The sequence below is a fragment of the Thiocapsa sp. genome, assembly GCF_022340925.1.
GTDB lineage: Bacteria > Pseudomonadota > Gammaproteobacteria > Chromatiales > Chromatiaceae > Thiocapsa.
This window is the reverse complement of sequence record NZ_JAJDNA010000005.1, coordinates 1-12,055: the sequence shown is the minus strand read 5'-3', so window position 1 is coordinate 12,055 and position 12,055 is coordinate 1. Positions and strand designations below refer to the sequence as shown.

General features: G+C 64.4%; 11 protein-coding genes and 1 pseudogene. 1 reads left to right on the top strand and 11 read right to left on the bottom strand.

What is annotated here, in order from left to right; genetic code table 11:
* Window positions 1-665: 665 nt before the first annotated feature.
* The 10 genes and pseudogenes from LJE61_RS00675 to LJE61_RS00630 all read right to left on the bottom strand — a co-directional run bounded on the left by LJE61_RS00675 (window position 666) and on the right by LJE61_RS00630 (window position 9,503).
* Window positions 666-1,514 (bottom strand): HlyD family secretion protein, encoded by an 849-nt coding sequence (locus LJE61_RS00675; protein ID WP_296917091.1) that lies wholly within the window; start codon window positions 1,512-1,514, stop codon window positions 666-668.
* 51 nt (window positions 1,515-1,565) lie between these two features.
* Window positions 1,566-1,895: an HlyD family secretion protein gene (locus tag LJE61_RS00670; RefSeq protein ID WP_296917089.1), complete on the bottom strand. Its 330-nt coding sequence runs from the start codon at window positions 1,893-1,895 to the stop codon at window positions 1,566-1,568.
* Entirely contained in the window at window positions 1,865-2,341 is a 477-nt protein-coding gene (locus LJE61_RS00665; protein ID WP_296917087.1) for a hypothetical protein, read from the bottom strand. The genes LJE61_RS00670 and LJE61_RS00665 overlap by 31 nt, the downstream gene beginning before the upstream one ends.
* Window positions 2,342-2,442: 101 nt before the next feature.
* Window positions 2,443-2,817, bottom strand: a complete 375-nt coding sequence (locus LJE61_RS00660) for an LOG family protein (RefSeq protein WP_296917085.1) — start codon at window positions 2,815-2,817, stop codon at window positions 2,443-2,445.
* A 2-nt stretch (window positions 2,818-2,819) separates the two neighbouring features.
* Window positions 2,820-3,653 (bottom strand): polyphosphate kinase 2, encoded by an 834-nt coding sequence (ppk2, locus tag LJE61_RS00655; RefSeq protein WP_296917083.1) that lies wholly within the window; start codon window positions 3,651-3,653, stop codon window positions 2,820-2,822.
* Window positions 3,654-4,063: 410 nt separating this feature from the next.
* Window positions 4,064-5,341 (bottom strand): sulfatase-like hydrolase/transferase, encoded by a 1,278-nt coding sequence (locus tag LJE61_RS00650; RefSeq protein ID WP_296917081.1) that lies wholly within the window; start codon window positions 5,339-5,341, stop codon window positions 4,064-4,066.
* Between the two features lie 79 nt (window positions 5,342-5,420).
* Window positions 5,421-5,681, bottom strand: a pseudogene (locus LJE61_RS00645) (arylsulfatase); the annotation flags it as partial.
* 378 nt (window positions 5,682-6,059) lie between these two features.
* Entirely contained in the window at window positions 6,060-6,512 is a 453-nt protein-coding gene (locus LJE61_RS00640; protein WP_296910174.1) for a hypothetical protein, read from the bottom strand.
* A 594-nt stretch (window positions 6,513-7,106) separates the two neighbouring features.
* On the bottom strand, window positions 7,107-8,765 hold the full coding sequence (locus LJE61_RS00635; RefSeq protein WP_296910173.1) for an MFS transporter: 1,659 nt from the start codon (window positions 8,763-8,765) through the stop codon (window positions 7,107-7,109).
* 39 nt (window positions 8,766-8,804) lie between these two features.
* The gene (locus LJE61_RS00630; protein ID WP_296910172.1) at window positions 8,805-9,503 is read right to left on the bottom strand and encodes a pirin family protein; all 699 of its coding nucleotides are present in this window, start codon (window positions 9,501-9,503) and stop codon (window positions 8,805-8,807) included.
* 512 nt (window positions 9,504-10,015) lie between these two features.
* Between LJE61_RS00630 and LJE61_RS00625 the strand changes: the two genes are divergently transcribed.
* Window positions 10,016-10,885 (top strand): LysR family transcriptional regulator, encoded by an 870-nt coding sequence (locus tag LJE61_RS00625; RefSeq protein ID WP_296910171.1) that lies wholly within the window; start codon window positions 10,016-10,018, stop codon window positions 10,883-10,885.
* Window positions 10,886-11,186: 301 nt separating this feature from the next.
* Here LJE61_RS00625 and LJE61_RS00620 read toward each other — a convergent pair whose 3' ends face one another.
* Entirely contained in the window at window positions 11,187-11,801 is a 615-nt protein-coding gene (locus LJE61_RS00620) for a transposase (RefSeq protein ID WP_296910170.1), read from the bottom strand.
* Window positions 11,802-12,055 lie beyond the last annotated feature (254 nt).

Below are 12,055 nucleotides of genomic sequence, written 5' to 3'. Positions count from 1 at the left end.
CGGCGTGGCGCGCGAGCTCGGCGCAATTACGCCATAGCCGCCAGCGCCTTCCCCAACAGCGACATTCGTCTGCAAGGTCGGCAGCCGCGCCAACCGTTGGGCATTCAGACGGTCGAGCAGCGCCAGCATTCACGTACGCATATGCCCATTGATGGGTCGATCATCAGGGGCTGGATCCGGGGACGTCACGGCATCGGCAGTTGGCAATATACTTGCGCGAAGCGCAAGAGCCGAGCTGTTATTCAAGATTTCAAAAAGCTCGGCTGCTCAGCGCCCTCAACGAGGCGCGAAACGCGACGACCGCCAACCTGAGCGCCGGAAGTGCGAAAATTCTCGTGCCCAACTTGATGGATCAACCCCGTTGCAGGAGGTTGCCTGAGGGTAGGCCAATCAGGTCAGGCCGCCCCCAGGGCGCGTCAATAGCCCGTCGGACTTAAGACTGATCTACGGCGCCGGCGGAATAATGGACCTATTCCAACGAGTTGCAGCGCCGCTGGACGCCGCCTGGGGCGTCTACCAGGGGCGGGAGTGGCCTTCACCCGGCGGGTGGCCTGGGACAGGACGCTCAATGCTTGAGAATCCAATCTCTTGCACAACTTGCGGCGCGGTCAACCGCCGTTGCTAGGTTTAGCGCTGGCCCGGCCGCCATTGTCCTGGGGGACCGGTCAATGCCCGCCCAAGACCAGGGTCTGGAACGGCAGCAACAGGGCCTGGATGCGCAGGATCAACGCGTGCACCAGACCGACGGTGTCGATGGCGTGCAGCGCAAAGCGGCGCAACGTGCCGATGTCAGAGCCCTTAAGGGCCTCGTGGCTGCTGGTGTAGAGGTTGGCGATGCAGTTGCCGCCCTGGGGCAGGTCGTCGAGCTGACCCAGGAAGAGCGGCTCCATAACCACCGTGATGGAGCCGGGACGGCCCATCTGCTGGATATCCACCAGGGTGTCGGTCGGCTTCACCTGGCCGGAGGCGACGACGGGCTGCACGCCCCTCACCACCATCGGGACGATCTGCCAGGGCTTGGCGATGCAGGCGACCTCGCCGATCATGCCCACCTTGATCACCTGGGCCTCGATCTGGCCGAAGCCGGCCAGGAGGGCCGTGGTCGGGCGCTCCGGCACCAGGATGCCGGCGGGTCTGAGCATGGGATTGACGATATCGCCGGGGCGCAGCGCGAACTGCTGTACGATCCCGTTGGTGCCGGCGACCACCAGGGTCTTCCCGAGGGCAACGTCGGCCTCTTTGAGCGCTGCCTCGGCGCTGGCCTTCTCGGCCGGAAGCTGAAACTCGATCTCTGACTTGATGGCCTCGCGGCCCGCCAGAGCCGCGTCAACGGCGCCCTGCGCGGTCTCGACCTGCACCTGCATCCGTTCGACTTCGGCCTCGGAGATCGAGCCCGGGCTGCGGCGCTGGACTTCCGCCCGCCTCTCGAGCTCATCGACGGCCTGCTGGAGCGCCCCACGCGACTGGACGATACGCGCATCCGCTTCCGCGAGCTTGGACTTCGCCGTCACCATGGCGGCCTCGATCTCGGCGATCTTGCGCTTGGCCGTCTCAACCGCCGCCTCCTACTGGGTGCTGTCGAGCCGGAACAGGGGCTGCCCTTCCGTCACCTGTTGGTTGATGTCGACGAAGGTCTCGGTGACGCGGCCGTTGGTCTCCGGCAGGATGGTGACGGTCCGGAACACCGAGGAGGCGGCCTTGGTTGAGGGATGGAAGTAGAAGACCGTCGTGATCAGGCTCACGGTCAGGATCAGGCATAGGGTGATCCCCCAGCGCAGCTCATACCAGACGGTGAACAGGTTGATCTCGCGTCCTAGCCGCTTGCCCTGGACGAAGCGGCGATAGAGGTAGTCCGGCAGGATGGTCAGCATCGAGCAGAGGAACAGCTCCAACATGGGTCAGGCCCCCCGTTGCTCGGGCTGATCGTTGGTCGGCCGAGGCGACTCTTGTGCCGACGCCGGCTCAGGCGGCGGGGGGGCGCCGGAGCGTCGGGCGCCGCGCCTGCGGCGATCCGGTCGAGCGAGCTGGCGATGGACGTCAGCGGCGTCGTGAAGTCCGGCAGCGGTATCAGGGCGAGCAGCAGGCCGGCGACCCAGAACAGGTGGTTGTGGGTGAAGAGCGCTAGCAGCGCCAGCACCGCGACGATCTCGAACTGGATCTTCTGGCCGCGGTGGGCCATCTGCTCGGGCAGGGCATGGAGCTTGAAGTAGAAGACCCAGATGCCGATCACTGCGAGAAGCACGAAGATGCCCATCGAGATGAACAGCCAGTCGGTCTCCCCCGGTGCCGTGACGAAGAACGGCAAGTGGTGCGTCGCGGCCGGGTGTAGCGGCTCCGTCATCTGCGGATCTCCTACTCGATGTGGTCGAGGTCAGGCGCCCTGCGGCGGGATGGAGCCTAGCAGCGGCATTGCGCGGATCGTTGCCTTCGCACAGCAGAGGATCAGGTCTGATCTTTGCCCGTCGCCTCGTCGCGCGGCCGATCGACCAGGCCCTGCCGGCGGGCGTGCTGTTCCTTAAGGATCGCAATGGCCTCGTCGGCGGTCTTGACGCAGCGCGGGATCGCCTTGTCCTCGGGGTTCACCAGCTCGAAGCCGGGGCGCTGCACGTTGCGCCGCGCCCAGTCCACGAGCTCGCTCCACATGGCGCCGACAAGGATCAGCGGCGTCTCGTGGAGGAGGCGCACCTGCAGCAGCTGCCACACCAGTGAGGCCTCGATCACGGTGCCGATGCCGCCGGGGACCCCCACGTAGGCGTCCGATAGGAGTACGGAGTGGTGCAGGCGCGAGAAGAAGGTCTGGCGCGAGCGGGGCGACACGCTCAGTAGATCTCCGGGACCATCTTGAACGGATAGTCTGGCTCGCGGTAGTCGTCGGGCTTCTGCCGCTTGGGCAGCTCCACCTTCTCGCGGGGCAGCTTCTCGTAAGGGATCTTGGAGAGGAGATGGCTGATGATGTTGAGGCGCGCCCGCTTCTTGTCGTCGGAGCGGGCTAGATACCAGGGCGCCCAGGGTGTGTCTGTGGCGGCGAACATGGCATCGCGGGCGCGCGAGTAGTCGTACCAGCGACCGTAGGACTTGAGATCCATCGGCGAGAGCTTCCAGATCTTGCGTCCGTCCTCAATGCGCGCCTCCAAGCGCCGGGTCTGCTCCTCGGGGCTGACCTCCAGCCAGTATTTGATCAGCACGATCCCGGCGTCGACCATCGCCCGCTCGAACAACGGGGCCAGCCCCAGGAAGCGCTGGGTCTGCTCTTCGGTGCAGAAGCCCATCACGGGCTCGACGCCCGCGCGATTGTACCAGCTGCGGTCGAAGATGACGACCTCGCCGGCCGCCGGGAAGTGGGCCATGTAGCGCTGCACATACACCTGCGATTTTTCGCGCTCCGTCGGGGCGGGCAGGGCCACCACCCGAAACACCCGCGGACTCACCCGTTCGGTGATCGCCTTGATGGTGCCGCCCTTGCCCGCGCCGTCTCGGCCCTCGAAAACGACGCAGACCTTGAGCCCTTTGTGGCGCACCCACTCCTGCAGCGTCACCAGCTCTTCGTGCAGCTTGCGAAGCTCCCTGTCGTAGGCCTTGGTCTTCAGCTTGCCCGAGGCGGGCGCTCCCTCGACGTCCGCATCGGCCTGTTCTTTCTTGGACTCTTTGCGCATTGCCCGGTCTCCTCTGGTTGGCGGCCGCCGAGGACGGCCTTCACCTTGACACGCTGAACGATCAGAGAACGTCTCAGCAAAGGACAGCCAGATGTTACAGGAGTATGGACAGGGCGAAGGGCTAAGCAACCCTCTCGCCAAATCATCGGCTTCCGGACCAAGCCGCGAACGGATCGCGCGAGATCGTAGAGCAGCGTCACGGGGATGTCGCTGCTGACCCAGGGACTCTCGCGAAAAAAGCTGTGGCCGCTGCCGGCAGTTCCCGCCCCAGCGTTTGTGACGTCGACAATGCGTCGCTGAGGATGCCGTTCAAAAAAATCCTTGACGCCTGAACGGGCGGCACAAGACATCGACGGCTAGGCTCGGTGCACTTCCTTCGGGCGCCATCCCTGGCGCTTGTGAGCCGGGGCTCAGCCGCCGGGGGGCGACAGCTTCTCCATGACCTTATCCAGGCTGAAGCTCGCCGCCTTCTGACGCGGCGGGAACTCCTGGAAGGTCTCCAGGAACTTGGCCACGTACGCTTGGGCCGGGACCAGCAGATAGGCGCGGTCGAGCAGCCATTCATAGTAAGAGTTGGAGGTGATGGTCGCCCGCTCGTAGGGGTCGCGGCGCAGGTTGTAGACGAAGGGTACGCGCATGGGCACGAAGGGCTGCTGCCAGACGCGGAAGGTACCGGCCACCGGTTGCTCCATGAACATGACCTTCCAGTCTCCGTAGCGCAGGGCGGTCAGGTCGCCGTCGTCGGAGAAGTAGAAGACCTCCTTGCGCGGGCTCTTGGCGATCTCGCCGGTCAAGAGCGGCAGGACGTTGTAGCCATCCAGATGCACCTTGTAGTCGCGGTTCATGGCGTCGTTGTGCACGCCCGCCTTGAGCTCCGCGGTCACGTTCGGGTCGCCTGCGGCGGCCAGGAGGGTCGGGAACCAGTCCATGTGGTGAACGATCTCGTTGGTCCACTGACCCGGCTCGATGTGGCCCGGCCAGCGCACCATGGCGGGCACGCGCCAGCCGCCCTCCCAGTTGGTGTTCTTCTCACCGCGGAAGGGATTCCAGCCGGCATCCGGCCAGGTGTTCATGTGCGGCCCGTTGTCGGTGGAGTAGAAGACGATGGTGTTCTCGGCGATGCCCAGATCGTCGAGCAGCTTCAGGAACTTCCCGATGTGCCGGTCGTGCTCGACCATGCCGTCGGCGTACTCGTCCTGGCCGGAGATGCCGCGCAGCTCGGGCTTCACGTGGGTGCGGAAGTGCATGCGCGTGCCGTTCCACCACACGAACCAGGGCTTGCCGGCGGCCTGCTGCTCTTTGATGAAGGCGATCGCCCGATCCGAGGTCTCGTCGTCGACCGTCTCCATGCGCTTCTTGCTTAGCGGGCCGGTGTCCTCGATGGTCTGCTTGCCGATCTTGCCGAATCGCGGATCGGCCGTCGCGTCATCCTCGACTGTGGCCTTGGTCTCGAGGACGCCGCGCGGACCGAACTTGGCCCGGTATGCTGGGTCCTTCGGGTAGTCAGGCAGCTCCGGCTCCTCCTCGGCATTGAGGTGGTAAAGGTTGCCGAAGAATTCGTCGAACCCGTTGACCGTGGGCAGCGTCTCGTTGCGATCGCCGACGTGGTTCTTGCCGAACTGGCCGGTTGCGTAGCCCATATTGCGCAGCAGACCGCTGATCGTTGGATCCTCCTGGCTGATACCCATCCGCGCCCGGGTATCCGACCTTGCTCAGCCCGGTGCGGATGATGTGCTGGCCGGTGAGAAACGCCGAGCGTCCCGCGGTGCACGACTGTTCGCCGTAGTAATGCAGGAAGCGGATGCCTTCCTTGGCGATGCGATCGATGTTGGGCGACTCGTAACCCATCAGACCGCTGCTATAAGCGCTGATGTTGGCGATCCCGATGTCGTCACCGAAGATGACGAGGATGTTGGGTTTTGTCGACGGTTTTTCGACTGGGCCAGCACAACCCCCGGAGCTATCAGCGTCAAGCCAGGCAGACCGAGGATCAGTAGGTTTCTCTTCACGGTGCTCCTCCTTCGCCAACGTATGCTCGCCAGCTAACGTTCACCGACTTGCCTAGCCGGCCCAAAACTGCGCTAGCACGATGCTGAATATTGCCACTAAGCCCTGTGCGCTGTCTCGGGTCGGCGCTTATGCAATTGTTATGCAGCTATTTCCACGCAGTCGGGATCGGAATCGATCATTGGCGTGGGCTCCCGGCAACGCGGGCACAGCGCCTGCGGGCACGCACCCTATGCCACCACCGCTGGCGGGTCCGCCCCCACACGGTGTTGGCGGGCGTGATCACGCCCGCCCCCGGGCGTTCGCCGGGGAACGAAACCGAGTGGCGCGGGAAGTCGCCGGAGAAAGGCGGCAGCGATTTGCCGCAATGCGCCCAGTTCCGCGCCAACCCCGAGGTGCTCAGCGAACGCCGTCAAGGTCCGGCCGGCACGTGGCGAGTAGGTCCGGGCAGAGACCTTTGAGGAGATGCAGCGCGGCGTGCACGGCCTGCATGCGTCGGCGCACCGAACGCAGCGCGCCGGGCAGCTCGATGTCCAGGCGCAGCCCCTGACAGGCCGCCTCCAGCCCCGCGGCCCGCTCGGCCGCGCGCACCACCGTTTCGACCTCGGTCAAGGTGCCCGAGAGTCGGGCCGCCAGGCAGTCCGGCAGCAGACTGAAGGTACGATGCCCTGCCGGACAGTACCAGCGGGCAATCCGAGTGCCGGGCGGGGAGACGCGCTCGTAGGTGCCGTGGCGGGCGAATCCGCACCCGCCCTTCGGACGCGGCGGACACCTCGGCAGGCTTGCATCCCGCCACGCTTCTTGTCTAACGAACTCCTCGCCGGTGAGGCTACATTCAAATCGCAGTTGCACCGGCCACAGGCCCGCACGGCGGCTACCGTGGCGGGCCTCTCTGTATCCAGAAGTCCCACTATTCTGCCGCAAACCTCCACCGGTGAACCAAGCGGGAAACCGCGACCGAGTACCTGTCCGTGCTACGCCACCGGCAAACGCCCAACACCGGTGCAATAGCCTTCCCGGAACTTGCCAATGAAACGCGGATTAGGGAGAGGAACTACAATCGGATAGTGCCGCGCTCCCGGATGCCTGCGGCGGTGCGCTGAGGGGACAGATCGAAGCGGCAAAGCGCGTTCGCGCAGCGGATCTTGTCGATGGCTATGGAAAGATGTCAATGCCGCTTGCGCTGAGCCGGCGCTTCCCGAATGCAGCAACCAACGAAGGATGGTGGTATGTCTTTCCATCGATTCATCGCGCGTTGGATCCGATCTCCGGCAGCGCCTACACCCCTCGGAGAAGACAGGCACGCCGGCAACCGGGGTGGCAAATCGGTGCGGACAAGCTCGGGGCTCCGGATGAAGACTGGCTGTGCGGCGCGGTTCATCGGAACCGGATCGGCCGGCAGATGACGCCGATCAGGACTGTGATTCGACAAGCTGATGCGGGTTCTCATCGTTCCGCCTCGTTGTCGTCGGGCGTAACCGCGACGTCGGGTGCTGACCGCCCACTCGGCGCCACGTAGTGCGAAACACGGGGGGCGCGGCCTTCCGCCAACAGACCGCGAATGCGATCCTGCAGGGCGCGATCGTCATCGGTGACCCGTTCGTGCTGTCGCAGGTGCTCCAGCCACGACTCCACGCAGAACGACTCGATGAAGTGGTTGGGCCGCTCGGTGTCTTCGTATATGGCCCAGGCAATGGCGCCGTCGCGGCGGCGGCGCTGGCCCAGCATGCGCAACGAACTGAGGAAGGCGTCGACCCGATCCGGCGCCGCCTGGTATTGAATGGTGACCAGGACCGGCCCGCGATCGTGAGTCACGCCCGCGTGCACGATCGGCGCTGGCCAGTGCATCGACGGGGACAGGCTGACTGTCTCGAAGCCGCTGATGCGCCAGTGCCAGGTCAACGCAACGGCTGCGACCAACCCGACAGCGGCAATCTGCAATGACGTCGCGATCCCAGCGAGATCGGCGACCTTGCCCCAAAGAAGGCTGCCGAGCGCCATGGAGCCCATGAACGCGGCCATGAAAACGGCCAAACCGCGAGAGCGAACCCAGTCGGGCAGCGCCATTTGCGCCGCCACTTGAAGCGAGGACAGGATCGAGATCCAGGCGACGCCGGCCACGACCATGGCGAGCGCGAGCAGCCAAAGCCTGTCAAGGGAAGACAATGCCAGCATCGCAACCGCATAGAGCACGGTAGCCCCGGCCACGAGGGCATCGCGCGAAACGCGCTCGTGCAGTCTCGGAAGCAACAAGGCGCCAGCGACTGCGCCAACTCCGACCATCGCCACCAGAATGCCAAAGGCCTGTGGGCCACCGTTGGCAAGACTGCGGGCAACCAACGGGAGCAGAGCCCAACTGGCACTGGCGAACAGGAAGAATCCCAGACCGCGGATCACCGCCGCCTGTAGCGCGGGCGCATGGCGTGCGAAGCGCAAGCCCGCGCGCAGCGCCCCGAGAAACCGTTCACTGGGTAGCACGCCCGGCGGAGCCTGGCGTCGCCACCGGACCAGCACCCAGATCACGCCAACATAGGACAGCGCGTTCAGCGCGAATACGGCGCCGGTACCCCAGAGCGAGACGATCACGCCGGCCAATGCCGGGCCGATGGCCCGCGCGACGTTGATCCCCAGGCTGTTGAGCGCGATCGCCGGTTGCAACTGAACGCGCGGCACGAGCTCGGGGGTGACAGCGGCCCAGGCCGGCATCATCATCGCCGTGCCAACGCCCATGGCGAACGTCAGCGCAACCAGTGTCCACGCCGTGACTTCATCAGTTAACGCGAGGATGGCGAGGAAGGCCGCCACCAAGGCCATCCAGACCTGCACGACGATCAAGTAACGGCGCCGGTCGACGATGTCGGAAAGTGCCCCAGCCGGCAGGGCCAGGAGGAAGATCGGCAGCGAGGTCGCCGTTTGCACCAAAGCCACCATGACGGCTGAGGGCGATAGCGAGGTCATCAGCCAGCCGGCGCCGACGTCGTGCATCCAGGTGCCGATGTTGGATGCCAGTGTCGCGATCCAGAGCCAGCGAAACACCGATAGGCGTAACGGTGACCAGGCGCTCGCTGGCCCCTGGGCGGACGCGACGGATGTGATCGATGCCATGTGCCAAGGGCCTGAACAGCGAACCGTCCGAACCGCTGATCAACGCAGATCGAACAGCAAGACTTCGGCCTGCGAAGCGCCGGTCAGGCTGAGAGTCTCAGGACCCGCAAGTGCGACACCGTCCCCGGCTTGGAGCCGACGGCCGTTGAGGATGACATTGCCTCGCGCAACGTGGATCCAACCCCTCCGGCTGGCCTCCAATGCGTGGCTGACGCGCTCTCCCTCATTGAGCCTGGTCGCGTAGAGGTCGACGTCCTGATGGATGGTCACCGAGCCATCGCGACCGTCACGTGAACCGATGAGCCGAAGGCGACCGCGTTTCTCTTCGTCGGAGAAGGCTTTTTGCTCATAACTCGGCTTGAGCCCCGTTTGCTCTGGCAACACCCAAATCTGTAAAAAATGGACCGGATCCGTTTTCGAGTGATTGAACTCGCTGTGGCGCACCCCGGTGCCAGCGCTCATGCGCTGCACATCCCCTGGACGGATCACAGAGCCGTTGCCCATACTGTCCTTGTGCTCAAGGGTGCCTTCCAACACATAGCTCACGATCTCCATGTCGCGGTGGCCATGAGCGGCGAAACCGCCACCGGGTGAGACGGTGTCGTCATTGATCACCCGCAGGTCGGAAAAGCCCATATGCTCAGGGTCGTAGTAGCTTGCAAACGAGAAGGTGTGGTAGCTGTCCAGCCAGCCGTGATTGGCGTGGCCGCGTTCAGAGGCGTGTCGGATCGCAAACATGTCCAGCTCCTAAAGTTTCGAACCGAACCTGAACCTGGTATCTCGCTCGGGCCAGATAAACGCGGCTTGGCGTAATGGACCTTTACGCCGAGGTCAAAAGATGGCCGGGTACACTGCGGCGGCTCCGCCTTCGTGCGGCGCGGAAACTCGGTACGCCGCTGCGGGAGATGGAGAGCGGACACGAAGGCTAGCAGCCCCCAGAAAAAGGGTGGACGCGGGCAATTTGCCGCCGTAGCGAAGGGGCGCCAGACACGAAGCCGCGGAGCGAACAGGCAGGCCGCCTCCGGGACGCCGTCGAGCGATTTGCGCTAGGACGGCGCGCCGCTCCTGCGCGTCCGCTGAGCGCTGCTCGTCGCGGAGCGCCGGGCAGGAGCAGCGTGTAGCGGCGCGACACCAAGGTTGTCGCCATTGCGCGAGACCTGTCGTCGGCAGGAGGCCCGGGCATCTATCATGAGTATTGACGCGCACTCCGGCTTACAGCGCGCATCAACTTGTCGTTGGCGGCAACCTCGATGGATGAGCTCGAAGTCTTCGTGACAGTGGTCGAAGGTCAGGGGTTTAGCGCTGCGGCAAAGCGGCTCGAAACGACGCCGGCCGCGGTGAGTCGGCGCGTCAAGGCTCTCGAGGAGCGCTTGGGTGTCAGACTGCTGCAACGGACAACCCGCAAGATTCAGCTCACGGAGGCGGGTGATCTCTATTTCAGGGAGGTCAGCCGACTCCTGGGCGACCTGAAGGCGGTCGAACAACAGCTCGAAGCGGTCACCTTGCAACCGACCGGCGACTTGCGGATCGTCGCACCGATGTCCTTCGGCCAGCGGCGGCTCGCCCCAGTGGTGGCGCGATTCGCGGCGATGCACCCCAAGCTCCGCGTGACCTTGAAGCTCGAGGATCGCGAGACGGATATTGTCAGCGAGGGATTTGACCTGGCGATACGGATTGCGTATCCGAGCGATTCATCCCTTGTGGCCCGGGCCATCCGGACGGTACCCAGATACTTTTGCGCATCACCGGAGTATTTGGCGCGACGTGGTGCGCCGCGCACGCCGCGAGATCTGCTGCAGCATCACTGTCTTCACTACAACGTCATATCCGAACGCGAGGAGTGGACTTTCGGCGGTCCGAAAGGAGACGAGACGCTCGTAATCAAAGCCGCATTTTGCTGCAATAACGGCGAAGTATTGGCGGAAGCGGCGATGCATGGGCTCGGCATCACGCTGCTTCCCGACTTCATCATTGAGGATGCGCTTTCCGATGGGCGGTTGGTGCGCGTCCTTGAAGGGCGAGAGCGTTCGCCCCTCGTACTCTCTGTGCTTTATCCGTCGAGAAGACACGTCCCCGTAAAAACTCGTTCGTTTATCGACTATGCTGTCGAGCAACTTTGATGGTCGGAAATTCCGCATGCGCGCCTGAGCGACCGCTGGTTGATCCGCTGCAGACTCCACTTTCGCAACCGCCGGCAATCGCCATCTCCAGCGACTCGAATCTGACACACCTTGGTGGCCGTGACAGATGTTGGGACCTATGTAGAGCTCGCGTTTATGTAGAGTTTCGGCGCCGACCCCGGTACCAACGGGTATCGGCGCGATCGTTCCTCTACATAAATTACAGATCCTGAAGGAACTGCATCAGCGCGTCGGGCGGCTGGAACCGTCCCGGTTCCACTCCAGGTTCTCGTGGACGGGGTCAGGTCCCCCATGTCACACCACCGACGGCGGCAGCGTGCTCGCCGCGCTTCACCGCGCGACTGACGGCCATCCGGCTGACGGCGAAGTGCTCGGCGATTGCCTGCATGCTGTATGCGCCGCTGCGGTGCGCCTCGGCAAGCGCGCGGTCCCGGTCGCGATAGCGCGCGGCTCCAACCGTCGCGCGGTAGCTGCTCCACGGCCAGTCCCCAGGTGCAGGCACCATCCCGGCCCGAACGGGATTGAGCACCACAGAGCGGGCCAGCTCAAGCAGGTCGCTCTCGCGCTCCACCAGGATGGCCTTGAAACGCCCTTGAAACAGGTGCCCGACACGCCCGTGACTGCGGTTGACCCTCTGGGTATACACGCCGTTGAGCTGGCGCATGCCCTTGGAGAGATTCCCATCCGGCGTCTCAACCAACAGGTGGTAGTGGTTGGTCATCAGGCAGTAGGCGTGACAGATCCAACCGAAGCGCTCGCAGGTCTGCGCAAGGACCCCGAGAAACGCAGCCCGATCGCCATCGCCGTCGCCAAGAAAGATGCTGCGCCGCTCGTTGCCGCGCGCCGTGACCTGATACAGGGCGCCGGCAAACTCCAGCCGAAGGGCCCTCGCCATCCGTCCGGTCCTGGCCGCTACCACCCGAATCCACCATAGACCAGGGCTGACAAGTGGGCAATGCAAGACCTGAGAATCATCTACCCGACCCCGCCCGTGAGCCTACAGTTCAGGTAGGGGAAGAATCTCAGCTGGAGACCCAGCGGGAGGAGTCGGCGATGAAACTCTACGGCGGAATCGACCTACATTCCAATAACAGTGTAGTTGCCCTTTCGGACGAGCGGGACCAGGTGGTCTATCGGCGACGGTTACCG

Bases quoted from the DNA above. Each gene is read 5' to 3' on its own strand.
- LJE61_RS00675 (WP_296917091.1), bottom strand. From the start codon at position 1,514: ATGGTGACGGCGAAGTCCAAGCTCGCGGAAGCGGATGCGCGTATCGTC.
- LJE61_RS00670 (WP_296917089.1), bottom strand. From the start codon at position 1,895: ATGTTGGAGCTGTTCCTCTGCTCGATGCTGACCATCCTGCCGGACTAC.
- LJE61_RS00665 (WP_296917087.1), bottom strand. From the start codon at position 2,341: ATGACGGAGCCGCTACACCCGGCCGCGACGCACCACTTGCCGTTCTTC.
- ppk2 (WP_296917083.1), bottom strand. From the start codon at position 3,653: ATGCGCAAAGAGTCCAAGAAAGAACAGGCCGATGCGGACGTCGAGGGA.
- LJE61_RS00650 (WP_296917081.1), bottom strand. From the start codon at position 5,341: ATGGGTATCAGCCAGGAGGATCCAACGATCAGCGGTCTGCTGCGCAAT.
- LJE61_RS00635 (WP_296910173.1), bottom strand. From the start codon at position 8,765: ATGGCATCGATCACATCCGTCGCGTCCGCCCAGGGGCCAGCGAGCGCC.
- LJE61_RS00630 (WP_296910172.1), bottom strand. From the start codon at position 9,503: ATGTTTGCGATCCGACACGCCTCTGAACGCGGCCACGCCAATCACGGC.
- LJE61_RS00625 (WP_296910171.1), top strand. From the start codon at position 10,016: ATGGATGAGCTCGAAGTCTTCGTGACAGTGGTCGAAGGTCAGGGGTTT.
- LJE61_RS00620 (WP_296910170.1), bottom strand. From the start codon at position 11,801: ATGGCGAGGGCCCTTCGGCTGGAGTTTGCCGGCGCCCTGTATCAGGTC.